19 protein-coding genes are annotated in these 24768 nt (G+C 72.2%); 8 read left to right on the top strand and 11 right to left on the bottom strand.

The window, feature by feature from the left end; all coding sequences use genetic code 11:
• Window positions 1-24: 24 nt before the first annotated feature.
• Window positions 25-789 carry a response regulator transcription factor gene (locus UA75_RS09455; RefSeq protein ID WP_198044242.1) on the bottom strand — a complete coding sequence of 255 codons (765 nt, stop codon included), beginning with the start codon at window positions 787-789 and terminating at the stop codon, window positions 25-27.
• A gap of 587 nt (window positions 790-1376) precedes the next feature.
• On the opposite strand from UA75_RS09455, the gene UA75_RS09450 reads away from it, so the two are divergent.
• Both UA75_RS09450 and UA75_RS09445 read left to right on the top strand, forming a co-directional pair.
• Entirely contained in the window at window positions 1377-1973 is a 597-nt protein-coding gene (locus tag UA75_RS09450; protein ID WP_075739924.1) for a GNAT family N-acetyltransferase, read from the top strand.
• A 63-nt stretch (window positions 1974-2036) separates the two neighbouring features.
• Complete coding sequence (locus UA75_RS09445; protein ID WP_075743604.1) at window positions 2037-2501, top strand: hypothetical protein; 465 nt, start codon at window positions 2037-2039, stop codon at window positions 2499-2501.
• Between the two features lie 314 nt (window positions 2502-2815).
• Here UA75_RS09445 and UA75_RS09440 read toward each other — a convergent pair whose 3' ends face one another.
• The 5 genes from UA75_RS09440 to rpsO all read right to left on the bottom strand — a co-directional run bounded on the left by UA75_RS09440 (window position 2816) and on the right by rpsO (window position 8196).
• Window positions 2816-3253, bottom strand: coding sequence for a tetratricopeptide repeat protein (locus UA75_RS09440; protein WP_075743603.1), 438 nt, complete (start codon window positions 3251-3253; stop codon window positions 2816-2818).
• Window positions 3253-4023 carry a 4-hydroxy-tetrahydrodipicolinate reductase gene (gene dapB, locus UA75_RS09435; protein WP_075739923.1) on the bottom strand — a complete coding sequence of 257 codons (771 nt, stop codon included), beginning with the start codon at window positions 4021-4023 and terminating at the stop codon, window positions 3253-3255. The genes UA75_RS09440 and dapB overlap by 1 nt, the downstream gene beginning before the upstream one ends.
• Entirely contained in the window at window positions 4020-5336 is a 1317-nt protein-coding gene (locus UA75_RS09430; protein WP_075743602.1) for a M16 family metallopeptidase, read from the bottom strand. The genes dapB and UA75_RS09430 overlap by 4 nt, the downstream gene beginning before the upstream one ends.
• Window positions 5337-5449: 113 nt before the next feature.
• Window positions 5450-7705 carry a polyribonucleotide nucleotidyltransferase gene (locus UA75_RS09425; protein ID WP_075739922.1) on the bottom strand — a complete coding sequence of 752 codons (2256 nt, stop codon included), beginning with the start codon at window positions 7703-7705 and terminating at the stop codon, window positions 5450-5452.
• Between the two features lie 221 nt (window positions 7706-7926).
• Entirely contained in the window at window positions 7927-8196 is a 270-nt protein-coding gene (gene rpsO, locus UA75_RS09420; RefSeq protein WP_075739921.1) for a 30S ribosomal protein S15, read from the bottom strand.
• A gap of 410 nt (window positions 8197-8606) precedes the next feature.
• On the opposite strand from rpsO, the gene UA75_RS09415 reads away from it, so the two are divergent.
• From UA75_RS09415 to UA75_RS09390, 6 genes are all read left to right on the top strand, one after another.
• On the top strand, window positions 8607-10778 hold the full coding sequence (locus UA75_RS09415) for a molybdopterin oxidoreductase family protein (protein ID WP_083690660.1): 2172 nt from the start codon (window positions 8607-8609) through the stop codon (window positions 10776-10778).
• Window positions 10775-12238: an FAD-dependent oxidoreductase gene (locus UA75_RS09410; RefSeq protein ID WP_075739920.1), complete on the top strand. Its 1464-nt coding sequence runs from the start codon at window positions 10775-10777 to the stop codon at window positions 12236-12238. Before UA75_RS09415 ends, UA75_RS09410 begins: the two co-directional genes overlap by 4 nt.
• A 573-nt stretch (window positions 12239-12811) precedes the next feature.
• A complete protein-coding gene (locus UA75_RS09405; RefSeq protein ID WP_075739919.1) occupies window positions 12812-14197 on the top strand; it encodes an MFS transporter in 1386 nt (461 codons plus the stop codon).
• A 284-nt stretch (window positions 14198-14481) separates the two neighbouring features.
• Window positions 14482-16983 carry a nitrite reductase large subunit NirB gene (nirB, locus tag UA75_RS09400; RefSeq protein ID WP_075739918.1) on the top strand — a complete coding sequence of 834 codons (2502 nt, stop codon included), beginning with the start codon at window positions 14482-14484 and terminating at the stop codon, window positions 16981-16983.
• The gene (nirD, locus tag UA75_RS09395; RefSeq protein WP_075739917.1) at window positions 16980-17324 is read left to right on the top strand and encodes a nitrite reductase small subunit NirD; all 345 of its coding nucleotides are present in this window, start codon (window positions 16980-16982) and stop codon (window positions 17322-17324) included. Before nirB ends, nirD begins: the two co-directional genes overlap by 4 nt.
• Entirely contained in the window at window positions 17321-18451 is a 1131-nt protein-coding gene (locus tag UA75_RS09390; protein WP_075739916.1) for a uroporphyrinogen-III synthase, read from the top strand. Before nirD ends, UA75_RS09390 begins: the two co-directional genes overlap by 4 nt.
• Before the next feature lie 559 nt (window positions 18452-19010).
• Here UA75_RS09390 and UA75_RS09385 read toward each other — a convergent pair.
• The 5 genes from UA75_RS09385 to UA75_RS09365 form a co-directional block, all read right to left on the bottom strand.
• Window positions 19011-19547 carry a 2'-5' RNA ligase family protein gene (locus UA75_RS09385; RefSeq protein ID WP_075739915.1) on the bottom strand — a complete coding sequence of 179 codons (537 nt, stop codon included), beginning with the start codon at window positions 19545-19547 and terminating at the stop codon, window positions 19011-19013.
• A gap of 23 nt (window positions 19548-19570) precedes the next feature.
• Window positions 19571-20047, bottom strand: a complete 477-nt coding sequence (locus UA75_RS09380) for a helix-turn-helix domain-containing protein (RefSeq protein ID WP_075739914.1) — start codon at window positions 20045-20047, stop codon at window positions 19571-19573.
• Between the two features lie 161 nt (window positions 20048-20208).
• Window positions 20209-21162 (bottom strand): bifunctional riboflavin kinase/FAD synthetase, encoded by a 954-nt coding sequence (locus UA75_RS09375; RefSeq protein ID WP_075739913.1) that lies wholly within the window; start codon window positions 21160-21162, stop codon window positions 20209-20211.
• Window positions 21163-21213: 51 nt separating this feature from the next.
• A complete protein-coding gene (truB, locus tag UA75_RS09370; RefSeq protein WP_075739912.1) occupies window positions 21214-22149 on the bottom strand; it encodes a tRNA pseudouridine(55) synthase TruB in 936 nt (311 codons plus the stop codon).
• A gap of 314 nt (window positions 22150-22463) precedes the next feature.
• Entirely contained in the window at window positions 22464-23801 is a 1338-nt protein-coding gene (locus UA75_RS09365; RefSeq protein ID WP_075739911.1) for an MFS transporter, read from the bottom strand.
• Window positions 23802-24768: the final 967 nt, after the last annotated feature.

The raw sequence follows: 24768 nt of genomic DNA, 5'->3' as shown, positions 1-24768 counted from the left end.
ATCGGCACCTGTCCACACCGATGCTCAGCTGATGATTCCGCTGCGCATCGCAGCGACGATCAGCTCCACGCGACTGCGCACGGCGAATCGCGACTGCAGGGCGGCGATCCGCCGGTGCAGAGTGCGGATCGACACTCCCAACGCGCGGGCGATTGCCTGATCCTTCACCGTGTTGCTGATCATCGTGAGCAGCAGCACGTCCTCCTCGTCCATCTCGTCATGGTCCTCGCCCGTCTCGGACTCGACGTACGGTGGGCTCGCACGGGTCCATTCATAATCGAAAAGGGTGTGGAACAGCCGAACGAGCTGGGGGTCTCGCACCGTGAGCACCCTGTCCTCGTCCGAGTTCGAGGCCGGGTTCAGGAAGGCCGCCAACTCCCAACCCAACAACACCATCCCACCGAACACCTGGTCCGCGACGCGCACCGACAACCCTGGACGCGGCCCCTGGGGCAGATCCGGTCCCGCTCGGTGAGTGAGGTCGATCACCGAGACACGCCCGCGCACGGCGAGCAGGTCGGAGAACACCGCGTTGCAGATCGGGGAAAGGCGACAGAAGGCCATCGGATCCACGATCTTCAGCGGTTCCTTGACTCTGATCAGTTCTCGGACGAGCGCCTGCACGGATGACCCGGCCTTCGACGCTTCGCGCTCCAGCAGCGGCCCCCACATCGGAGACATCTTCGGTCTCGGAAACGGCGCGGGGCGCGGTGTCCAGAAGGTCTTCCCTTGCGCCACCCGCCGCAGGATGGGCACCGTCCTGGCATCGTCGGCACGGATCTGGGTCATGATCTCGTGCTCCCAACCTGCGGAGCATTCCATCGGGCCTGCATCCCCGTCCGACGGGCACGTGGCAGGACGGACGGACCGCTCACCGCAACCACCAACTGTGGACTTCGAGGCGGGCGGACCAACGGGCCCGCAGCAGGCAACCTGCCGCGTTCACCGACCAACTCGAAGGCATCGTCATCCGGTCTGTGTCGCGCCGAAGCCACAATGGGCGAAGTCATGTTCACTTCCTGCCGATATGGGACGTCGTCTCGATCGTGCAGGCGATCAGTCTGTCCCTGTCAGGTCCGCCGATACTCACCTACCCGGTTCGGCCCAATGACACCACCGGAATGGCCTCTTGTCAGGCGGTCGAAGAGCCGACGCCGACCCCCAGGACGAGGATTCTCACACCCCGTGACCAGGGTTCCGCCTCCGCAGGGCAGGCCGAGTCGGGTGAACCCGATCGATCAGCATGGGACAAGCGACCGTGCCCGGCAGGCGTCATCGGCAGCGTGGCCTTCCGCAGGCCTGCCGCGACACGGGACGCGCCACCGGGACGCGACCGGTGAGCGAGGGCGCTCGCGCCGGAAGATAGGTTGACCGGCATGGCACACGCCGCCGTCCGCCCGGCACTCCCCGACGACGCCGCCGAGGTCGCCCGCATCCAGTGCGACACCTGGCGAGCCGCGTACACCCGGATTCTTCCCGCCGCCGTCCTCGACGAACTCGACGTCACAGCCGTCGAGGCCTCCTGGCGCGAGGCGATCGACGACAACCGTGCCTCGGTGCTGATCGCGACCGAGGGTGAGTGGACCGTGGGGTTCTGCGTGGTCGGCGCGGCGCCCCCCGAGGAGACCGCGGGCTCCGACGGCGTGCCTGCGCCGGACGCCGCCGAGACCGGTCTGATCGCCTCGCTGCTGGTGGAGCCGCGATGGGGGCGCCGGGGGCACGGCGGGAGGCTGCTGCTGGCTGCGGGCGAGCAGCTCCGGGCAGCCGGGGCGCGGCGCGGCATCGTGTGGGTGCCGATCGCCGACGCCGCGTCGCTGGCCTTCTTCAAGATCGCGGGCTGGGAGCCGGACGGACTGTCCCGCACCCTGGCTGCGGGCGAGCGGACGGTCCGCGAGCTGCGGCTGACCGGTCCGTTGGACTTCCAGGCCGCCGAGGTGATCGAAGACCCCGATTCCGAGCCGCCTGCCGAGTAAGGTCGCGCCGGTCACCGTCTCGTCGACCCTGGGGCCGCCGCCGTGCTGCTGTGGATCGGTCTCATGTCCACCGCGTTCGGCGTCTCGGTGCTCTCCGCCCTCATCCCGCTGATCAGCGTCGAGCTGTTCGTCATCGCACTGATGCTCCGAGCGCCGGACACGGCGTGGTGGCAGCTCGCCGCCGTCGTCGCGGCCGGGCAGGTGGTGGGCAAGCTGCTCTACTACTACGCCGGACGCGGGAGCCTGCCACTGCCGAAGGTCTTCCGTCGCACCGAGGACACGCCGAGCCGGTGGAGTCTCCGGCTGGCCCGCTTCCGCGAGGCCTGCCGGGGCAGGCCGGTCTGGACGGCGGGAGTGCTGCTCAGCAGCTCCTTCGTCAGCCTTCCGCCGTTCGCCGCCGTCTCGGTGATCGCCGGCGTGGCAGGCATCCCCTTACGCACGTTCGTCCTCACCGGCCTGGCGGGACGCTTCGGACGCTTCGCCCTGGTGGCCGTGGTCCCCGGCATCGCAGGGGCCTGGTGGTTCTGAGAGCCTGTTCTTGATCCCTGCCGTCGGGGTTGCGCGGGGCAGGCGCGGCGAACTGCGGCGCCATCGTCGGTCACCACGACTCCGTCATGGCACTCTTCGGTCGCCTGACAGCTCGGCCACGCCGAATCCCGCTCACGACGGGGCGGGATCGAAAACGGGCTCGCAGGCGGAGAAACCGGTCCGGTCCGAACAACCCGCGCCCGCGTCGCCGGAACCATCCGCCGGACGAGCCCGACCGTCGACCGTGCAACGCCGAACGGCTGCCAACCGGCCGTCCAGGCCGCCAGCCCGTCGTCACACGGCGGCCCGCGCGGTCAGTCCGCCAGGTCGACGGCCTGCCGCATCGCCTCCCTGGCCCGGCGTCGATCGCCTGCCAGGTCGTAGGCGTGGGCGAGGCGGAACCAGGCCCGCCAGTCCGTCGGCCGCTCCTCCACCTCACTGCGCCATTCCTCGAACCAGGCGTCGGCGGCCTCCCGCTCCACCCGGCCCGAGGGCGCCCTGGGCAGGTCCGAGCTGTCGGGGAGTCCGCCCTCCTCGGCCAGCCGCTCGCCGAGCGCTGCTGTGCGGGCGCCGAACCGCCAGGTCGCGATGACCATCCACAGGCCCAGGACCGGCAGCACCAGGATGGCGACGCCGAGCACCACGGCCACGGCGTCGCCGGAGCGAAGCAGGATGAACGCGCGGCCTGCCAACAGCCAGAGGTAGACCACGAGGACGGCGGTCAGCAGGATCGCCACCCGACGGGCGGTGATCACAGTTCCAGCAACCCCTCGATGCCCACGGTCAGACCGGGCAGGTCCGACACCTTGCGCACGCCGAGCAGCACCCCCGGCATGAACGACTTCCGGTCCAGCGAATCGTGCCGCAGGGTCAACGTCTCCCCCTCGGTGCCGAAGAGCACCTCCTGGTGAGCGACGAGGCCCGCCAGCCGCACCGAGTGCACCCGCACGTCGTCGACCGAGGCGCCGCGCGCCCCGGCCAGCTCCTGGGTGGTGGCGTCGGGGGCCGCGCCGAGTCCGGCGGACCTCCGCGCGGCGGCGATCACCCTGGCGGTGTGGTCGGCGGTGCCGGAGGGGGCGTCCGCCTTTCGCGGGTGATGCAGCTCGATGACCTCGGCCGACTCGAAGTAGCGGGCCGCGATCTCGGCGAACTTCATGGTGAGCACGGCGCCGATGGCGAAGTTCGGCGCGATGAGCACGCCCCGGTCGGGATGCGGCTCCAGCCAGCCCCGAATGGTTGCCAACCGCTGCTCGTCGAGACCGGTCGTGCCGACCACCGCGTGGATGCCCTGCTCCACGCAGAAGCGGATCCCGTCGAGCACCACGCCGGGATGGGTGAAGTCCACGGCGACCTGCGTGCCCGCGTCGACGAGGGCGGACAGCGAGTCGCCCTCGTCGACGACCGCCGCCAGTTCGAGATCCGGGGCCGCCTCCACGGCTCGACAGACCTCGGAGCCCATCCTGCCTCGTCCGCCGATCACCCCGACTCGGATCGGACCGTTCCCGGTCTCCGCCGCGTTCATCTCGTCACCTCTTGCACCTCGACGGGCAGTTCGCCGACGTGAGCGTACGGGCCCACCACGGCCGCACTGATCGGGCGTCGCAACAGGTCCGCGGCGAGCACGGAGACCTGGTCGACGCCGACGGCGTCGATCTGTCGGAGCTGGTCGTCCACGCCGAGCTGGGTGCCGAAGTTCAGCTCCCGCTTGCCCAGCCTGGTCATCCGGGAGGCGCTGTCCTCCAGGCCGAGGACCAGGCCGCCGCGCAGCTGCCCGCGCCCCCTGGCCACCTCCGCCTCGGTGAGTCCGCCCTCGGCCACCTCCGCGAGCACCGAGCGCACCACGCCCGCGACCTCGCCGAGCCGGGCGGGCTGGCAGCCCGCGTAGACGGCGAGGCTGCCCGCGTCGGAGTAGCACGCATCGGAGGAGTACACCGAGTAGGCCAGTCCGCGCCGCTCCCGGATCTCCTGGAAGAGCCGCGAGCTCATTCCGCCCCCGAGGGCGGCGCTGAGCACGCCGAGCACCTGGCGCCGCTCGTCGTGGCGGTCCAGGCCGGGCATGCCGAGCATCAGATGGGCCTGCTCGGTCTCGTCGGAATGCAGCACGAGATCGCGCACCTGGACGAGGTCGGCTCGTCCCCGCCTCGGCGCGGCGGGGCGGGCGCCTGCGGTCTCGCCGTCGGCGGGCTCCCGCTCGGCGAGCGCCCGGTCGAGCAGCCGCAACACCTCGTCGTGCTCGATGTTGCCCGCGACCGCCAGCACCATCCTGGACGGGGTGTAACTGCGGCGATAGAAGGTGCGCAGCCGATCCGGCGTCATGGCGCCGATCGACTCCTCGGTGCCCAGGACCGGCCTACCGAGCGCGTGCTCGCCCAGGAGTGCGGCGCTGAACGCCTCGTGCAGGAGATCCTCGGGATCGTCGTCCCGGATGGCGATCTCCTCGAGCACCACCCCGCGCTCGATCTCGACGTCCTGGTCCGTCAGCAGTGCGTCGAACACGACGTCGCACACGAGGTCCATGGCCAGCGGCAGGTCCTCGTCGAGCATGTGCGCGTAGTAGCAGGTGTGCTCTTTGGAGGTGAACGCGTTCAGCTCGCCGCCGACGGCGTCCGCCTCCTCGGCGATCTGCGTCGCGCTGCGCCTGCGGGTGCCCTTGAAGAGCAGGTGCTCCAGGTAGTGGGCGGCGCCCGCCTCCGGGCCGGTCTCGTCGCGGGAGCCTGCGGCGACCCACATGCCCACCGAGGCCGAACGCAGCCCCGGCATCCGCTCGGTGACCACCCGGAGTCCGCTGGGCAGCACGGTGCGCCGCACGATGCGTCCCGTCTCGTCGGAGTCCAGGACGACGGTGGTACCCGCGTCCTGAAGATGCCCGGCGAGCCCGGTGTGAGAGTCAGGTGTGTCGCGAAGGCCGCGGGCCCCGTCGGGACCCGCGGCCGTCCTGTCGCTGATCGTCACGCCGTCGTGGACTCCGACGACGGGGCGGCGACCGCGCCCTCGGCGGGGGCCGCACCGTTCTCCGTCGACTCGGTCTCGGCGACCGGCACCAGGCTGATCTTGCCCCGGTTGTCGATGTCGGCGATCTCGACCCGGATCTTGTCGCCGACCTTGACGACGTCCTCGACCTTGGCGATCCGCTTGCCGTTGCCCAGCTTGGAGATGTGCACGAGGCCGTCCCGACCGGGGACCAACGAGACGAAGGCGCCGAAGGCGGCCGTCTTGACGACGGTGCCCAGGAAGCGCTCGCCGATCTTCGGCAGCTGCGGGTTGGCGATGGCGTTGATCTTGTCCACCGCCGCCTCGGCCGAGGGACCGTCCACCGCGCCGACGTAGATCGTGCCGTCGTCCTCGATGGAGATGTCCGCGCCGGTCTCCTCGGTGATCGAGTTGATCATCTTGCCCTTCGGGCCGATGACCTCGCCGATCTTGTCGACCGGGATCTTCACGCTGGTGACGCGCGGGGCGTACGGGCTCATCTCGTCCGGACGGTCGATCGCCTCGGCGATGACCTCCAGGATGGTGAGTCGGGCGTCGTAGGCCTGCCGGAGCGCCTGGGCCAGCACGTCGGACGGGATGCCGTCGAGCTTCGTGTCGAGTTGGAGAGCCGTCACGAAGTCCTTGGTGCCCGCGACCTTGAAGTCCATGTCGCCGTAGGCGTCCTCGGCACCGAGGATGTCGGTCAGCGCCACGTAGCGGGTCTCGCCGTCGACCTCGTCGGAGACCAGGCCCATCGCGATGCCCGCGACCGGAGCCTTCAGCGGCACGCCCGCGTTGAGCAGGGACAGCGTCGAGGCGCAGACCGAGCCCATCGAGGTGGAGCCGTTGGAGCCCAGCGCCTCGGACACCTGCCGGATCGCGTACGGGAACTCCGAGCGCGAGGGCAGCACCGGCATCAGGGCCCGCTCGGCCAGCGCGCCGTGGCCGATCTCCCGCCGCTTGGGCGAGCCGACGCGGCCGGTCTCACCGGTGGAGAAGGGCGGGAAGTTGTAGTGGTGCATGTAGCGCTTGGTGGTCTCCGGCGCGAGCGTGTCCAGGTTCTGCTCGAGCCGCAGCATGTTCAGCGTGGTGATGCCCAGGATCTGGGTCTCGCCGCGCTCGAACAGCGCCGAGCCGTGCACGCGCGGGATCACCGAGACCTCGGAGGAGAGGCTGCGGATGTCGGCCAGGCCTCGGCCGTCCATCCGGACCTTGTCCCGGAGCACCCGGTTGCGGACGAGCTTCTTGGTCAGCGAGCGGAACGCCGCGCCGACCTCCTTGTCCCGCCCGTGGAAGGCCTCGCCCTCGCCGAGACCGATCTCGGTGAGCGTCCTGGCCTTGACCTCGTCGATGCGGGCCTCGCGCTCCTGCTTGCCCGCGATGGTCAGCGCCTCGGCCAGCTCGGTGGCGGCCACCCGCTCCACCGCCGCGAACATGTCCTCCTCGTAGGCGAGGAAGCGCGGGAAGGTCACCGTCTCCTTGGCCGAGGAGTCGGCCAGCTGCTGCTGGGCCTCGCACAGGGCCTTCAGGAACGGCTTGGCCGCCTCGAGACCCTGGGCGACGATCTCCTCGGTCGGCGCGGGCGCGTCGTTCTCGATCAGCGAGAGGACGTGCTCGGGCGCCTCGGCCTCGACCATCATGATCGCGACGTCGTCGCCGACGATGCGACCGGCGACGACCATGTCGAAGACGGCGCCCTCGAGCTGCTCGTGGGTCGGGAAGGCCACCCACTGGTTCTCGATCAGCGCGACGCGGACGCCGCCGACCGGACCGGAGAAGGGCAGGCCGGAGAGCTGGGTGGAGGCGGAGGCCGCGTTGATGGCCAGCACGTCGTACAGGTCACCGGGGGTCAGGCTCATCACGGTGACGACGACCTGGACCTCGTTGCGCAGGCCCTCGACGAACGACGGCCGCAGCGGCCGGTCGATCAGCCTGCACGTCAGGATCGCGTCGGTGGAGGGACGGCCCTCCCGGCGGAAGAACGAGCCGGGGATGCGGCCCGCGGCGTACATCCGCTCCTCGACGTCCACCGTCAGCGGGAAGAAGTCGAAGTGCTCCTTCGGGTGCTTGGACGCGGTGGTCGCCGAGAGCAGCATGGTCTCGTCGTCGAGATAGGCGGCGACGCTGCCCGCCGCCTGGCGGGCGAAGCGACCGGTCTCGAAACGGACCGTCCGAGTGCCGAAGCGACCGTTGTCGATGGTCGCGGTGGCCTCGGTGAAATCAGTGTCTGTCACGTAGTTCTCTCCTTGTGTCAACGGGCCGGAGCGCGCGAGACACGGGAGCAGGTTCGAACGTGGCCGGTCATCGATCGAAGTCCACGGGACCGTGTGTCCCGAGAACCACTACCGAGGACCGGCGAACTGTTCCCGATCGGCGTCTTCACGTGCGGCGGCCACTCCTCTTTGCCCACGTCGCGGGCGCGACCGAGTCGGCCGCGCCCGCGAGGCGGATCAGATCAACGACGCAGGCCGAGCCTGCTGATCAACGAACGGTAACGCGAGATGTCGACCTTCGTCAGGTAGTTGAGCAGTCGACGACGGCGGCCGACCAGCAGCAACAGGCCACGACGCGAGTGGTGGTCGTGCTTGTGCTGCTTCAGGTGCTCGGTGAGGCCGCTGATGCGCTTGGTCAGCATCGCGACCTGAGCCTCCGGGGAGCCCGTGTCGGACTCGTGCACGCCGTACTCGGCGAGGATCGACTTCTTCTCGGCAGTGGACAGTGCCACGGTCTGGTGTCTCCTTATATCCGGGTTCCGTGCGACTCCGCACCAGCCCGCGATCAGTCGGGGGCGCCCACAGCCTGCAGGTCGCGAGCACCACGAACACCGACCGAGCGGGTCAGGCCTCGCGGAAGACGGTCACGGCCGCCACGGAACGCAGCCGGACCCGAGAGCCGAGGGTAGCAGGCGGGCAGACGCCGGACCTCACCGCAGACCGTCAAGGCCTGCGCAGACGATTTCGCCTGCCGGAAACGCGACGCCACGCCCGAGTAACAGCGGGTGCCTAGCGTCGGTGATCCGCACCCGCCGACGCGGGCCCGGCGCGGACGCGTCGGCGCGGACCGGGCGGTGCGAGCGGCCTGCGAGACGCGGCGAACGCCGGGCGCACGGCGGGCCCGCCAACGAGGAGGCACACGATGTCGCAGGTCACCGCGCCTCGGGCACCCGAGGAGATCGTCGGCGAAGGCGGGACCGCCGACACCGGCGGGCCGGGCGCCGAGGTCGCCACCCACTGCCCCTACTGCGCGCTCCAGTGCGCGATGACGGTGACGACCCGCACGCTGGAGGTCGCGCCGAGGGACTTCCCCACCAACCGGGGCGGACTCTGTCAGAAGGGCTGGACCTCGGCGACGGTGCTGACCTCGCCGGGCAGGCTGACGACCCCGCTGGCCCGGCCCCGGCGGGACGCGCCGCTGCGGCCGGTGAGCTGGGAGACGGCGCTGGACCGGATCGCCGCCGAGCTGCGCGGGCTGCGCGCCGAGCACGGCCCCGACTCGGTCGGGGTCTTCGGCGGCGGCGGGCTGACCAACGAGAAGGCGTATCTGCTCGGCAAGTTCGCGCGGGTTGCGCTGGGCACCTCGCAGATCGACTACAACGGTCGGTTCTGCATGTCCTCGGCGGCCGCAGCGGGCATGCGGGCGTTCGGGCTGGATCGCGGGATGCCGTTTCCGGTCGCCGACCTCGGCGCGGCGGACGCGGTGCTGCTGATCGGCGCCAATCCCTCGGAGACCATGCCGCCCTTCGTCGGCCACCTGCGGCGGACGGCCGATCGGGGCGGACTGATCGTGATCGATCCTCGCCGGACACCGACGGCGGAGCAGGCCGCGCTGCACCTGCAGCCGACCCCCGGCACGGATCTGGCGCTGGCCCTCGGGATGCTGCACGCGGCAGTACTGGACGGCCTGGTCGATCACGCCTACGTCCAGTCGCGGACCAGCGGCCTCGACGCGGCCTGGCGGGCGGCGGCGGCCTGGTGGCCGGAGCGCGTCGAGCGGGTGACCGGGGTGTCGGCGGCCGACCAGCACGCTGCGGTGCGGCTGCTCGCCGAGGCCGACCGCGCCTACGTGCTGACCGCGCGCGGCACCGAGCAGCACTCCGACGGCGCCGACACCGTCTCGGCCTGGATCAACCTGTCGCTGGCCCTGGGGCTGCCGGGCACGCCTGGCGCGGGCTTCGGCTGCCTCACCGGGCAGGGCAACGGCCAGGGCGGGCGCGAACACGGCCAGAAGGCCGACCAGCTGCCCGGCTATCGGCGACTCGACGATCCGGCGGCTCGCGCGCACGTCGCCGGAGTCTGGGGCGTCGACCCTGCCGAGCTGCCCGGCCCCGGCCGCTCGGCCTACGAGCTGCTCGACGCACTCGGCCGGGACGACGGGCCGCGCGCCCTGCTCGTCTTCGGCAGCAACCCGGTGGTCTCGGCGCCCCGCGCGGCACACGTGCAGGAGCGGCTGGCGGCGCTGGACCTGCTGGTGGTCGCCGACGTGGTGCTCTCCGAGACGGCCGAGGCGGCCGACGTGGTGCTGCCGGTGACGCAGTGGGCCGAGGAGGACGGCACGATGACCAGCCTGGAGGGCCGGGTGCTGCTCCGGCGCAAGGCGGTCGACCCGCCGCCTCGGGTGCGCAGCGACCTCGACGTCCTGCACGGGCTGGCCGTCCGGCTGGGGCAGCCGCCGGAGCGGTTCCCGGTGGTGGCCGACACGGTGTTCGAGGAGCTGCGGGCCGCCTCGGCAGGCGGGCCCGCCGACTACTCGGGGATCAGCCATGCGCGGCTGCGCGCCGGGGAGGCCCTGCACTGGCCGGTGCCCCACCCGACGCATCCGGGGACGCCGAGGATGTTCCTGGACTCCTTCGCCCACGCCGACGGACGGGCCCGGTTCGTCGCGGTGGACTACCGGGGGCCCGCCGAGCCGCCGGACGCCGAGTTCCCGCTGGTACTGACCACCGGCCGGGTCCTGGCGCAGTACCAGTCCGGGGCACAGACCCGGTTGATCCCCGAGCTGGTCGCGGTGTCCGGGGAGGCGCACGTGGAGGTCCACCCCGACACCGCCGCGCGCGCCGGACTCGCCGAGGGCGCGACGGCGTGGGTCAGCTCCCGCCGAGGGGTGATGCAGGCCAGGGTGCGCTGTGTGCCCTCGATGCGGCCGGACGTGCTGTTCCTGCCCTTCCACTTCCCCGGCGTCCAGCGCGCCAACCTGCTCACCAATCCGGTGCTCGACCCGGTGAGTCGGATGCCCGAGTTCAAGGTCTGCGCGGCCCGTCTCGACGCGGCGCACCCCGCCGCGATCCAGCGCGAAGGAGAGGTCCGATGAGCCGTCGACAGGTGATCCTGATGGGCTACGGAATGGCCGGGGCCCGGCTTGCCGAGGAGATCCGCAGGCGTGATCCGGCGGGCGACCGCGTGGCGTTGACGGTGTTCGGCGAGGAGCCGCATCCCGCGTACAACCGGGTGCTGCTCTCCAGCGTCGTGGCGGGCTCGCTGCCCGCCGAGGCCGTGCAGTTGCAGGACGAGGACTGGGCGCTGCGGAACCTCGTCGACCTGCGGCGCGGACGTCGGGTGACGGAGCTGGACCTCCGCGAACGGCGGGTCCGGCTCGACGACGATCGGTGGTGCGCCTACGACCACCTCGTCCTGGCCACCGGCAGCAGGGCGTGGCTGCCGCCGCTGCCGGGTCTACTCGACTCCGACGGCGAGCCTGCCTCGGACGTCGTGCCCTTCCGCACGCTGGACGACTGCGAACGGATCTCGGCCGCCGCGCGGGCGGGCGTCCGGGTGGCGGTGCTCGGGGGCGGGCTGCTCGGGCTGGAGGCCGCGCGGGGCCTCGCGGGCCGGGGCACCGAGGTGACCGTGGTGCATCCGGGCGATCACCTGATGGAACGACAGCTGGACGCGGGCGCGGGTCGGGTGCTGGCCCGGTCGCTGAGTGAGCTGGGCGTCCGGCTCCGGCTGGGCGTGCCTGCCGTGGCGCACCGACCGGGCACGGGCCTGCTGCTGGCCGACGGCACGACGGTGCCCGCCGAGCTGGTGGTGGTCGCCGCCGGGGTGCGCGCGGCGGTGGAGCAGGCCAGGGCGGCGGGGCTGGCGGTGGACCGGGGAGTGCTGGTCGACGACCGGCTGCGCACCGAGGACCCCGACGTCTCGGCGCTGGGCGACTGCGCCCAGCATCCCGGCGCGGACGCGGGCCTGGTGCAGTCTGCCTGGGACCAGGCCTCGGTGCTCGCGGACCTGTTGACCGAGTCGAACCCGGAGTCCCGCTACACGGGCACGACCACGGTGACGCGCCTGAAGGCACGAGACATCGATCTCGCGGCGCTCGGCGACGTGCACGTGCCGGTGGACAGCCCCGACTCCGAGGTGGTGTGCGTGCAGGACCCCGTGCGGGGCCGCTACGCCAAGCTGGTGGTGCGGGACGAACGGGTGACCGGGGCGATCCTGCTGGGTGTTCCGGACGCCGCCGCCTCGATCACCGGGTTCTTCGACCGGGGGACTCCGGTGCCACCGGACCGGCTGGGCCTGCTGCTCGGCCGGGCGCTCCCCGCCGAGAGCAGCATCGATCCCGGCGCGCAGCCCGCCGACGCGATGGTGTGTCGCTGCAACTCGGTGCGGCGGGATCGTCTCGTGGAGGCCTGGGAGTCGGGGGCGCGCTCGGTGTCGGACCTCGCGGTGCAAACCAGGGCGACCACCGGCTGCGGCGGCTGCCGGGACGAGGTATGCGCGTTGGCGGCCTGGCTGGCGGATCGAGAGCCCGCGGTGGCGGTTCCGGCGGGGTGAGGCGGCGGGGCGCCGTCGTGGTCGAGGCGGGCCGCGGTCGCCGGAGGAGTCGGCACGGAGCCTCGCCGCGAGACCATCGCGCTCGTGCCACGGCCCCGACCGGCCTGCCACGTCGCGGTGATCCGCGCCCCGATCACGGCTTCGGCCCGGCCGAGGTGGCCGCCGTTGTCGTTCCTCGCCTGCTCTCGTTCCGTCGACGGTGATCCAGCAGTACGCCCGGCTCGCCCCGACGAGCCGTGACCCACGTCGCCGCCGGGAGCTCGCACGATCGCATCGGGTCTGCGTTCACGGCTGCTGATCACCGCAGGCGACGGGGGTACCGAGCGGGTGACCGTTGCCATCGGGCGAGCAGCCGGCCCCCGAACCCCGTCGGGGTGACGACGGCGGCAATCCGGGCTCACCCAGGTCTGCACAGCCCGGTGAAGGGGAATTCGCCCACCGGTCATCCCCGGTCATCGCGAGGTAACGGGCACTTCATAGCGTCGGCGACGGCTCTCGTGGCCGGGTCGCCACCGATGACGGCCCCGGTGAGGCGAGGTGAGGACGACCGACGTGGGCACTGGAGGACGACGGATGACCGTGACGGCGGACAGCGAGCGGCAAGAGCGACACGGACGACAGGGCCGTCGGTGGATCGAGCACTGGGAGCCGGAGGACCCCGAGTTCTGGGCCCGCACCGGGGCGCGGGTCGCGCGGCGGAATCTGATCTTCTCGATCTTCGCCGAGCACCTCGGCTTCGCGCTCTGGTCGATCTGGAGCGTGGTCGTGGTCGCGCTGCCGTCGGCGGGCTTCGCCTTCTCCGTCGATCAGCTCTTCTGGCTGGTGGCGGTGCCCAATCTGCTGGGCTCCGCGCTGCGGCTGCCCTACACCTTCGCGGTGCCCCGCTTCGGCGGGCGGAACTGGACGGCGGTGAGCGCCCTGCTGCTCCTGCTGCCGGTCGCCCTGCTGATCCTCTGCGTGTCGAATCCGGAGACGCCGTTCTGGATGTTCCTGCTCGCGGCGGCCACCGCGGGCGTCGGCGGCGGGAACTTCGCCAGCAGCATGGCGAACATCAGTTTCTTCTATCCCGAGTCGCGCAAGGGCTTCGCGCTGGGCCTGAACGCGGCGGGCGGGAATCTCGGCGTCGCGCTGATGCAGTTGATCATTCCGGTGGTCATCTCGCTGGGCACCGGGGTGAACCTGGCCTACGCGGCGTTGTTCTACCTGCCGTTCGTGGTGGCGGCGGCGATCTGCGCGCTGCTGTTCATGGACAACCTCGTCGAGGCGCGGTCGGACTTCAAGGCGCAGATCACGGCGGCCCGCAGGCCGCACACCTGGGTGATGTCCTTCCTCTACATCGGCACCTTCGGCTCCTTCATCGGCTTCTCGGCCGCGTTGCCGCTGCTGATCTCCACCCAGTTCCCCGACGTCCAGGGCTCGTACTTCGCCTGGCTCGGCGCGGCCGTCGGCTCGCTGGCCCGTCCGCTGGGCGGCTGGCTGGCCGACCGGCTGGGCGGCGCGCGGGTCACGGTGTGGACGTTCGCGGCCATGGGACTGACGGCCCTGGCGGTGATCGCCGGTCTGCGCAGCGGGCGCTTCGAACTCTTCCTCGGGGCCTTCCTGCTGTTGTTCATCACCAGCGGGATCGGCAACGGCTCCACCTATCGGATGATCCCGGCCATCTTCAGGGCGCGGGCACGCCGCGAGGAGGCGGCGGGCGTCGATCGGGCCGAGGCGGGCGCGCGGGCCAAGCGGGAGGCAGCGGCGGCCATCGGCATCGCCTCGGCGGTCGGGGCGTTCGGCGGGTTCTTCGTCAACCGGGGCTTCGCGGCGTCGATCTCGGGCAGCGGCGGCATCGAGGCGGCGCTCTACGGCTTCGTCGTCTTCTACGGGCTGTGCCTGGCCGTCACGTGGTGGTGCTACCTGCGCAAGACCGTCCTGGTCTCCCGGCTGCCGAGTCTGGCGGCCGCCAGAGTGTGATCCGGGCCGAGACCGCGCCCGAGGGCGCCGGGCTCGTCCCGCTCCTGACGTCCACGCCCCGCTCGGCCGCCTGCGCCGGGCGGGGCGTTCGTCGTCCGGCGCCGTCGGCGTGAGGTTGGCGTGAAAGCGACGACAGCGCGCAGGCCGCCGTTGCTCCGATCGCCGCGTCGCACTGCCCGTCACCTGCGAGGAGAGCACCCGTTAACGGTCATGCAATACCGGGGACCCAGGCGGGACACGGCACGCGGTGAGCATGGAGGACACCTGCCGAAGAAGGGACTTCCATGACGCGGACGCTGGTCATCGTCGGCAACGGAATGGTCGGCCATCGAGTGGTCCAGGCGCTCCGCGATCGGGACGTCACGGGCGCCTGGCGCGTCGTGGTCCTCGCCGAGGAGCCCCGGCCCGCCTACGACCGGGTCGCGCTGTCGTCCTATGTGGACTCCTGGCGACCCGAGACGCTGCGGCTGCCCGGCGCGGAGTTCGCCGAGGACGAGACCGTGGAGCTGCGGCTGGGCGATCCGGTGGTCGACGTGGACCCGACGGCCCGCACGGTGACGACGGCCTCGGGCGTCACCCGCGCCTACGACGCGCTGGTGCTGGCGACGGGATCGCGGCCGTTCGTGCCGCCGGTGCCGGGCCACGACCTTGCGGGCTGTCACGTCTACCGCACCATCGAGGACCTCGACGGCATTCGGGCCGCGGCCGAGCACGCCGAGACGGGCGTGGTCGTCGGCGGCGGCCTGCTGGGTCTGGAGGCCGCCAACGCGCTCCGGCTGCTCGGAGTCCGCCCACACGTCGTGGAGCTGGCTCCGCGACTGATGCCCCTGCAGATCGACGAGGGCGGCGGCGCGGTGCTGCGCGGCCAGGTCGAACGCCTCGGCGTCGCCGTGCACTCCGGCGTCTCCACCCAGGAGGTGCTGGGCTCCGCAGGCGGCGAGGTCACCGGGGTCCGGCTCTCGGACGGCGGCCGGATCGACACGCCGCTGGTGGTGTTCTCCGCAGGCGTGCGTCCCCGCGACGACCTGGCGCGGCGGATCGGCCTGACCGTCGGCGAACGCGGCGGGATCGTCGTGGACGCGGGCTGTCAGACCTCCGAGCCGTCGATCTACGCCGTCGGCGAGTGCGCGTGCGTGGCAGGCCGGGTGTACGGGCTCGTCGGCCCCGGATACGCGATGGCCGAGGTCGTGGTGGACCGGCTGCTGGGCGGGGCGGCGGAGTTCGCGGGCGCGGACACCTCGACGAAGCTCAAGCTGCTCGGCATCGACGTCGCCAGCTTCGGCGACGCGCACGCCCAGGCGCCCGGCGCGCTGGAGGTCGTGCACAACGACCCGGTGGCGGGCACCTACAAGAAGCTGGTGGTCTCCGACGACGCGAAGACCGTGCTCGGCGGCGTGCTGGTGGGCGACGCGGGTGCCTACGGTCTGCTCCGGCCGCTGGTCGGCGCCCCGCTGCCCGCACAACCCGATCAGCTCCTCGCGCCGGAGGGCGGCGGCGGACAGGTCGGCACGGCGGCGCTGCCGGACTCGGCACAGGTCTGCTCGTGTCACGCGGTCACCAAGGGCGCGTTGAACGCGGCGATCGACGACGGCTGCACCGACGTCCCCGCACTGAAGTCCTGTACCAAGGCGGGCAGCGGCTGCGGCTCGTGTGTTCCGATGCTCAAGCGGATGCTCGCCGAGCGCGGGGTGGAGCAGTCCCGCGCGCTGTGCGAGCACTTCGAGCACACCAGGGCGGAGCTGTTCGAGATCGTCCGGTCCACCGGCCTGCGGACCTTCAGCGAGCTGATCGCGCGGCACGGTCGGGGACGCGGCTGCGACGTGTGCAAGCCGGTGGCCGCCTCGATCCTCGCCTCGCTCGGCGGCGGTCACGTCCTGGACGGTGAGCAGGCCGTCCTCCAGGACACCAACGACCGCTATCTGGCCAACATCCAGCGCAACGGGACCTACTCGGTGGTGCCGAGGATTCCCGGCGGGGAGATCACCCCGGACAAGCTGCTGGTGATCGCGCAGGTCGCCAAGGACTTCGGGCTCTACACCAAGATCACCGGAGCCCAGCGGATCGACCTGCTCGGCGCCACCGTGGACCAGCTGCCGCTGATCTGGCGCAGGCTGGTCGAGGCGGGCTTCGAGTCGGGACACGCCTACGGCAAGGCGCTGCGCACGGTGAAGTCGTGCGTCGGCTCCACCTGGTGCCGCTTCGGCGTGCAGGACTCGGTGAGTCTCGCGGTGGACCTGGAGCTGCGCTATCGGGGGCTGCGCGCGCCGCACAAGATCAAGGCGGGCGTCTCCGGCTGTGCCCGCGAATGCGCCGAGGCCAGGAGCAAGGACGTCGGGATCATCGCGACCGAGTCCGGCTGGAACGTCTACGTGGGCGGCAACGGGGGCTTCACCCCCCGCCACGCCGAGCTGCTGGTGACCGACGTCGACACCGAGACGCTCATCCGGCTGATCGACCGCTTCCTGATGTTCTACGTCCGCACCGCCGACCGGTTGCAGCGGACCGCCGCCTGGATCGAGTCCATGGAGGGCGGCCTGGACCATCTCAGAGCGGTGATCGTCGACGACAGTCTCGGCATCTGCGCCGAGCTGGAGGCCGCGATGGCCGCGCACGTCACCGATTACGTCGACGAATGGCGCGGCGTGCTGGACGACCCGGAGAAGCTCGCCAGGTTCAGTTCGTTCGTCAACGCGCCGGAGACCCCCGACCCGTCCATCTCGTTCCGTGAGGAGCGCGGCCAGCGTGTGCCGGTGCTCCTCGGTGTCCCGGAGGTGAAGAGCCCATGACCGCATTGTTCGAGTCGACCTGGGTGAGCGTCTGCGACCTGAGGATGTTGCAGCGCGAGCGCGGGGTGGCCGCGCTGCTGCCGGGCGGGGATCAGGTCGCGGTGTTCCGCACTCATGACGACCAGCTCTTCGCCCTGGACAATCTCGACCCGGTGAGCGGGGCAGCCGTGTTGTCCCGAGGCATCGTCGGCGACCGCGCGGGCAGCCCGGTCGTCAGCTCGCCCATGCACAAGCAGGTGTTCGACCTGCAGACGGGACGCTGTCTCGACGATCCGGCCGTCTCGGTCCGGGCCCATCCGGTCCGGCTCGTGGCGGGGGCCGTTCAGGTGGGACGTCCATGACAGCACACCGGACGACCGAGGCAGGCGAGTTGCTGCCGCTGGCCGGGTTCACGGTGGGAGTCACGGCCGCGCGTCGGGCGGAGGAACTGGTCGCGCTGCTGGAGCGCAAGGGCGCGGTGGTGGTGCACGCCCCCGCCATCCGCATCATTCCGCTGGCCGACGACGTGCGGCTGCGAGCCGCCACGGAGGCGGTGCTGCGGGCCCCGGTGGACGCGGTGGTGGTGACCACGGCGATCGGCTTCCGGGGCTGGCTGGAGGCCGCCGAGGGCTGGGGACTGGGCAACGGGCTGCTGGGCAGGCTCGGGGCGGCCCGGCTGCTGACCAGGGGGCCGAAGTCTCGCGGCGCCGTGCGGGCGGCCGGGCTGATCGAGACGTGGTCGCCGCCGACGGAGAGCAACGCCGAGATGCTCGGTCACCTGCTGTCCGACGGGGTGGCGGGCCGCCGCATCGTGGTCCAGCTCCACGGCGAGCCCCAGCCGGAGTTCGTTGCCGCGCTGCGCGAGGCGGGCGCCGACGTCGTGGAGGTGCCGGTCTATCGGTGGCAGCCGCCGCTGGACTCGGCGCCGCTGCACCGGCTGGTGGACGCGATCCTGACCCGGCAGATCGACGCCCTCGCGTTCACCAGCGCGCCCGCGGCGAGCAATCTGCTGGCGGTGGCGGCGGAGACGGGCCGAGAGGAGCTGCTGCTGGCGGAGCTGCGCCGCGACGTGCTGGTGGCCTGCGTCGGCTCGATCTGCGCCGGACCGTTGGCGGCCCGGCGGGTCCCGGTGGTGCGGCCGGAGCGGGCCAGGATCGGCGCGCTCGTTCGGGAGTTGGCGGTGACGCTGCCCGCCAGGGCCGGGCGGCTGTGGATCGCCGCCCGTGAGGTCGAGCTGCGCGGCCACGCGGCGGTCGTCGACGGGATGCTGCGGCCGGTACCTCGGGCGCCGATGGCGGTCTTCCGGGCGCTGGCCGCGACACCGGGGCGCGTCGTGCCGAGGCGGCGACTGCTGGCGGCCCTGCCGACCGGCGGGGACGAGCACGCCGTGGAGACCGCGATCGGCAGGCTCCGCACCGCCCTCGGCGAGCCGAGGCTCGTCCAGACCGTCGTCAAACGCGGGTATCGGCTGGCCGTGGACCCGCCGTGATCCCGGTGCGGTCGGCGATCTCGGTGACGTCCTGACCTTGACGTCCTGACCACGACGTCTCGACCACGACGTCCTGACCACGATGACGTCGGTGCATCGGTGGGACTCGACGGCACCGGCCTTGACGACGTCGGCGAACTCACCAGGGCCGCGCCCGGCGCACCCTGCGTGACGTGGACTTCCGACCCGGCCTGCGGTGCGCGGCATCCGGTCCTCGGCCCGGAGACAGCCCGCCGGACAACCCGCCGGGCGGCCCGACCACGCCGGACAGCCCGTCGCATGGAACGGCCTGGCGATCACCGTCCCGGCGGAGGCGGGCGCCGCGTCAGGCGTTTCCCGCAGGCTCAGCAGCCCTGCCCGGGGGTCTGCTGCGGCTGCCGCCGGGCAGGCGAGTCGAAAGCCCGCCGAGACCGACAGGCGGGCGCGGAACGACTCGGGCGACGCACCCGGTTCGGGGCGTAGCGGCCGATCCGCTCGAAGCGGGCGACGGCGCCGACACGACGAGCCTGCGACACAGCAGGCAGACCAGGGGCGCGGCGAACCGACGACACGGCGCGCCTCAGCGAGTCAGCGCGACGTCCAGCACGCGGTGGAAGCGAGAGCCGCCGCCCACGGTAGGTCCACTCTCGACGAGTGAGGCCTCGGCAGGCTGCCAGGACGGCCCGACGTAGTCGGCGAGCGCCGAGGTCAGGGCCCTCGGCTCGTCGGCGTCCGGCTTCCACCGCGCCAGCGTCAGATGCGCCTGATAGTCGTCGGGATCGCCGCCCGCCGCCGCGACCAGTGCCGTCAGCGCGGCCTCGTCGGCGGCCTGTTCCGGAACGACTCGCGCCCAGAGGACCTTCGGGAAGGTGCCCACCCCGGCGAGGCGCAGTCGAGGGGCGCGGAGTCCCGTCATCGTGGAGCGCAGCCGATCGGCGAAGGGGGCCCGGTCCACGTTCTCACCGTGGAAGGCGAGGGTCACGTGCCAGTCCGCCTCGGCGCCGAACCGCAGCCCCGGTCCCGCGATCCCCGGCCGTCGGTCGCGGACCTCCGTCAGGGCCGCGCGGAGATCGTCGACGACCGCCGAGGCGGGCCACAGCGTCGAGAACAGCCGCACGTCGTCGCTCCGGTGCCGTTTCGTCAGTCCCGCGCGGCGTCGCGGAGCACGCGCGCCAGCTTGGGGTGCCTGCCCTCGATCAGCTCGGCCGCCTCGATCAGCTCCTCGAAGCTGGCCGCCTGGCCGAGCACCTGGGCGACGATGTCGGAGTGGTTGCCCTCGTTGATCGGCAGCTCGCCCCTGGCCACGGTGGGGCGCGAGTTGCGCACCTCGTCCAGCGCGCGCTGGATGGCCTCGCGGTCGCCTGCGGTGACATCGCGCGCCAGGGCCCGCCGTTCCAGCATCACCAGTCGGGCGAGCACGGCGGGGTTGCCGATCTTGGCTCGCCGCCCGCTCATGACCTGGCTGAGCATCGGGGCGCTGATCCCCAGTACGTCGGCGAGCTGAGCCTGCGAGATCCGATACGCGACCACCAGTCTGCGCACTCGGTCGCCGAGCGGCTCTCCGTACCACTCTCGTTGCAGCGCGAGATTGCGCTGCACGATCTTCTGCTCGTCCACATCAGCTCCTCGGCTGAGTCGTCGCTCTCCATGCCCACACCACGCGACAGCGGCGCCGCCGATGTCCTCGTCTTCGGCGAGTGGTCCGGCCATCCTGCCAGGTCATCCAGGCGCCTCAGGACCGAACCGACGGAAATCAAGTACCAGGAAGGTGCCCGTCCTCACGCCTGCCCGGTGAGGATCTCGCGCGTCTGCCGCACGTCCACGCTCATCTGATCGATCAACGCCTGCACCTCGTCGTACCGCTCCATGTCCCGCAGCTTGGCCACGAAGTCCAGCTCGACGTGCTCACCGTAGAAGTCCTCGTCCACGTCGAGCACATAGGCCTCGACGCGGCGCTCCTCGCCGGAGAACGTCGGGTTGGTCCCCACCGACACGGCGGCGGACAGCACTCGCCGCTCCTGCTCCCGACCGTGCGAGCGCAGCTGGAAGCGGCAGGCATAGACGCCGTCGCCCGGCACGGCCGCATACCGGTGCATCGAGAGGTTCGCCGTGGGAAAGCCCAGTTCACGGCCTCGGCCGTCGCCCCGGACGACGATGCCCTCCAAGCGGTACGGTCTGCCGAGCGCCTCGGCCGCCGCCGTCACGTCGCCCGCCGACAGGCAGGAGCGGATGTAGGTGGAGGAGAAGGTCAGCTCGTTCCTGGCCAGCAGATCCGCGCCCTCGGCGACGAAGCCGAACCGACGGCCGAGCGTGCGTAGCAGGGCGACGTCGCCCGCGGCGCGGTGACCGAAGGTGAAGTTCTCCCCCACCACCACCGCCGCCGCGTGCAGCCGTTCCACCAGCACCTCGTGCGCGAAGGTGTCCGGCGGCGTCTTGGCGACCTCCGAGGTGAAGGGCAGCACGCAGAACACGTCGACGCCGAGTTCCTCGACCAGTTCGGCCCGGCGCCGCAGGGTGGTGAGCTGCGCCGGGTGGCTGCCCGGCCGCACCACCTCCGCCGGATGCGGGTCGAAGGTCAGCAGGACGCACGGCAGTCCCAGCTCCCGCGCCCGCCCGACGGCGGAGGCGATGAGCTGCTGATGACCACGATGCACCCCGTCGAAGATCCCGATGGTGACCACGCACCGACCCCAGTTGGAGGGAACGGCGTCCAGACCGCGCCAGCGTCGCATGAGGAGCACCCTACGTCGTCGCGGGAGGCGGCTGGAGTGCACGTTGGCGGGTCAGCGGGCGTCTGCGGCCGCCCCCGCCGGAGCGAACACCACCAGCGACGTCGCCTGGCCGGTCTTCTCACTGACCAGTGCGATCAGCCTGCCCGCCGGGTCGAAGGCCCCGTAGGCGCCGGGGATGCCCGCGAGCGGCAGCCTGCCGCCGTGGGCCAGCGCCGAGGACTCGACGTGATCGAGATCGCGTCGTGGGAAGGCGGCGGCGACGGCGTCCGCCAGGCCGAGGGTCAGTTCGGGCTTCTCCTCCAGCCTGGCCAGCGTCCTGGCGCCCCCGATGCCGAAGGGCCCGACGCGGGTCCGGCGCAGCGCGGCGAGATGCCCGCCGACGCCCAGCGAGGCCCCGAGGTCACGGGCCAGGGCACGAACATAGGTGCCGGAGGAGCACTCGACGAGGACGTCCAGGTCGACGTGTTCGCCCTCGGTGCGCTGCGCGAGCACGTCGAACCGCTGCACGGTCACCGGCCTGGGCGGCAGCTCGACCTCTTCGCCCGCCCTGACCCGCGCGTAGGCGCGCTTCCCGTCGACCTTGACGGCGCTGACGGCGCTCGGCCGCTGCTGGATGTCGCCCACCAGCGGTTCGATGGCCGTGAGCACGTCGGACTCGCTGATCCCGCTCGCGTCGGTGGTGGAGAGCACCTCACCCTCGGCGTCGTCGGTGGTGGTGGCGGAGCCGAGTCGGATCGTCGCGAGGTAGGCCTTGGTGTCCAGGGCGAGGTGACCGAGGAGCTTGGTCGCGCGTTCCACGCCGAGGACCAGCACGCCGGTGGCCATCGGGTCGAGGGTGCCCGCGTGCCCGATCTTGCGGGTGCCGAGTATTCGACGGGCGACGGCGACCACGTCGTGCGAGGTCATGCCGCTCTGCTTGTCGACGACGACGAGGCCGGGCGGCACGGGGGGACGGGAGGCGCGGGGCTTGCGAGACGGTCCGGACACGGGGTGACATCCTGCCGCACGCCTCGCCGAGCCCGGCCCGCCGGGTGACGGGCACGATCGGCGAGGTCGACGCGGCGGTCCTCGGCCCGGTCGACGCCGTCCGCCTCGCGCAGATCCGCCCCCGAACGGGCCGGGCTGAGCCGGACTGTTCGGGGGCGGGGCCTGGCCGTTCTCGGGGCGGCGATCCTGCCCGGAGACGTCCGCAGAGCCTGTCCTGTTGCGCACGGCAGACGCGGCGATCTGCGGCATCGTCGCCTGGCAGCTCAGCCAGGCCGCTCCCCGCTCACGCCGGAGCGCCGACCGAAGACCGGCCCTCAGACGCGGGCGGGCACGGGAGCGGGCCGCAGGTCCCAGCGCTGCCAGCTCAGCCGAACCGGCACCGACTCGCCTCGAGCGTCGGCGGCCAGCACCACCGCGCGCGCCCGCCGCCACCAGACGAGGGTGCGCGACATCCCGAACAGCATCAGGGCGCCGACGCCGAGGAAGGCGATCCGGTAGGAGCCTCCCGTCCCGTCCAGCAGCAGCCCGATGAGCAGCGCGGAGAACGCGGTGGCCAGGTGTCCCCCGACGTTGGCGACCCCGGTCGCGGTGCCCACCTCGGTGAGGCTGTTGTAGTCCCGCACCAGGGCGAAGGCCACCGAGGACGCGGGGCCGCCGCAGGCGAAGACCACGAACGCCATGGTCACCAGCAGCAGCGGCGGACCGTCGCCGGGCCAGGCCAGCAGCATGGTGAGGGCGCCGAGGGCGGTGAGGAGGTAGCCGATCACCAGCGGCATCCGGCACGTCGGGCGGTGGCCGATCAGCGCGCCGACCAGCGGGCCCGCGAACACCCCGCCGAAGACCAGCAGTCCGACCAGGACGCCCGCCGTCCCCGGCGCGACACCGAGGCCGTCGACCAGGTAGGGGAAGCCCCAGAGCAGGCCGAGCACGCCGGGCAGGAACATCGTGGAGAAGTGCACCCAGAACGCCAGCCGGGTGCCGGGCACGCGCCAGACGGTGGGGACGCGGTGGAGGACCTCCCGCAGGCCGGGCGGGGTGGGCCGGGCCGGGGGCTGCTCGCCGTCCACCGGGACGGCCTGCGGCGCGTCGCGGACGAAGCGGCCCGCGATGACGGCGTAGGCGGCGGTGACGAGTCCGACGATCGCGAAGGTCGGCGTCCAGCCCACGTTGGTCAGGGCGAGACCGAGCGGCACGGTGGCGAGCACGCCGCCGAGGGCGCCCAACGCGCTGGACACCGAGGCGACCAGGGCGTAGCGGCGGGCGCTGAAGTGCGCGGCGACCAGCCGCAGGATGCTCACCCAGGTGAGCGCGTCGCCGATGCCGACGGTCACGCGCGCGGCGAGGGCGGCCGGGTAGGAGTCGACGAGGGCGAACAGGAGTTGCCCGACGCCCAGGAGCACGGCGGCGGCGGTCAGCACGCGGCGCGGGCCGAATCGGTCGACCAGTAAACCGGTGGGGATCTGCATGGCGGCGTAGACGCCGACCTGCACGACGGTGAAGACCCCGAGTGCGGCGGGGCCGATGGCGAAACGCTCACTGGCCAGGGTTCCCGCGACGCCGAGGGAACCGCGGTGGAAGACGGCGGCGAGATAGACGATGACGGCGAAGGTCCAGATCAACCACGCTCGGCGCGCGTGGCGTTGGGATGACACGGTGTTCCTCCAGGTTGTTGCTTCACCTGGTGTATGGCCGCGCCGGTCGAATTCGCTACCGGAATGTGACCCAGTCGTTCATCGACATCGGTACTTTGCCCGCACGTCATCGGCCGGACATCCGAGCACTGGCTGGCCCCGCCGGGTCCCTGGCGCGTTCCCTCGCGACGCCCGCCCGCCGTCGACCGCGCCGCCTCCGCCCGTCGTCTGCCTCGTGAGCAGGCCTGATGTGCCCGGACACTGCCGGCGCGTCGCCCGAGTCGGGCGGCGAGTCCTGCGGCGCCGAGGACGCCGAGCCTCGGCGGGCGACGGGCCTCGGGCGCGGGGACCGACTCGACGGTCGAACCGCCTCGGAGATCACGGATCGGTCTACGCCGGGCCGCCCGGCAGGCCTCGGGGTGCCGGGGAAGGTCGCCGAGGAGCCTCGAGACCGACGACGCCGGGCCCGGTGGAGCGCCGCCCCGACTCGGCGGGCGCCGTCCCACCGAACCGACGTACGCCGTCTGCCGCCGGAGCGGCAGGCGAAGCGTGGGCGGACTGCCGAGGACCGCCCAGGCGTCCGAAGAGGCAGCCGACTCTAGGCCGAACGGACGACGATGTCAGCCTGAAGGGGCACCGCCGAACGGCCGTCCGGGCACCGCAGGGCGGTGTGCCGCCCCGAGGGCGCCGCAGCCGAGGCCCGAACCTCGCCGATCCGAGTGTGTATTCGCCCGAATCGACTGCCGTCCGCCAGGAACCGACGTACTCCCCCGCCCCCAGCGGAGGCATGACGAGACCTCGCGCGGCGAGGACACACCGGGCCAGGCCCGAGACTCGACCTCCGTCGGCCGTCCGAAGCGGGCATCGCCGTCGAGAACGAGGCTCGTTCGACGAGGCCTGTCACCCTGCGGGACGCGGGCGACCCACCTGCGCAGGCGGCTCACCGTCCGGCCAACCCCTCGCAGGCTGCCGACACGAGCCCGTCCGC

This window comes from Actinoalloteichus sp. GBA129-24 (genome assembly GCF_001941645.1).
In the GTDB taxonomy this organism is placed as follows: domain Bacteria; phylum Actinomycetota; class Actinomycetes; order Mycobacteriales; family Pseudonocardiaceae; genus Actinoalloteichus_A; species Actinoalloteichus_A fjordicus.
The sequence above is the reverse complement of the archived record's forward strand: the minus strand, read 5'-3'. Positions and strand labels throughout refer to the sequence as shown.

What these genes read in the sequence shown, in the direction of transcription:
- UA75_RS09455 (WP_198044242.1), bottom strand. Translation starts at nt 789, where the DNA reads ATGACCCAGATCCGTGCCGACGATGCCAGGACGGTGCCCATCCTGCGG.
- UA75_RS09450 (WP_075739924.1), top strand. Translation starts at nt 1,377, where the DNA reads ATGGCACACGCCGCCGTCCGCCCGGCACTCCCCGACGACGCCGCCGAG.
- UA75_RS09445 (WP_075743604.1), top strand. Translation starts at nt 2,037, where the DNA reads ATGTCCACCGCGTTCGGCGTCTCGGTGCTCTCCGCCCTCATCCCGCTG.
- dapB (WP_075739923.1), bottom strand. Translation starts at nt 4,023, where the DNA reads ATGAACGCGGCGGAGACCGGGAACGGTCCGATCCGAGTCGGGGTGATC.
- UA75_RS09415 (WP_083690660.1), top strand. Translation starts at nt 8,607, where the DNA reads ATGTCGCAGGTCACCGCGCCTCGGGCACCCGAGGAGATCGTCGGCGAA.
- UA75_RS09410 (WP_075739920.1), top strand. Translation starts at nt 10,775, where the DNA reads ATGAGCCGTCGACAGGTGATCCTGATGGGCTACGGAATGGCCGGGGCC.
- UA75_RS09405 (WP_075739919.1), top strand. Translation starts at nt 12,812, where the DNA reads ATGACCGTGACGGCGGACAGCGAGCGGCAAGAGCGACACGGACGACAG.
- nirB (WP_075739918.1), top strand. Translation starts at nt 14,482, where the DNA reads ATGACGCGGACGCTGGTCATCGTCGGCAACGGAATGGTCGGCCATCGA.
- nirD (WP_075739917.1), top strand. Translation starts at nt 16,980, where the DNA reads ATGACCGCATTGTTCGAGTCGACCTGGGTGAGCGTCTGCGACCTGAGG.
- UA75_RS09390 (WP_075739916.1), top strand. Translation starts at nt 17,321, where the DNA reads ATGACAGCACACCGGACGACCGAGGCAGGCGAGTTGCTGCCGCTGGCC.
- UA75_RS09375 (WP_075739913.1), bottom strand. Translation starts at nt 21,162, where the DNA reads ATGCGACGCTGGCGCGGTCTGGACGCCGTTCCCTCCAACTGGGGTCGG.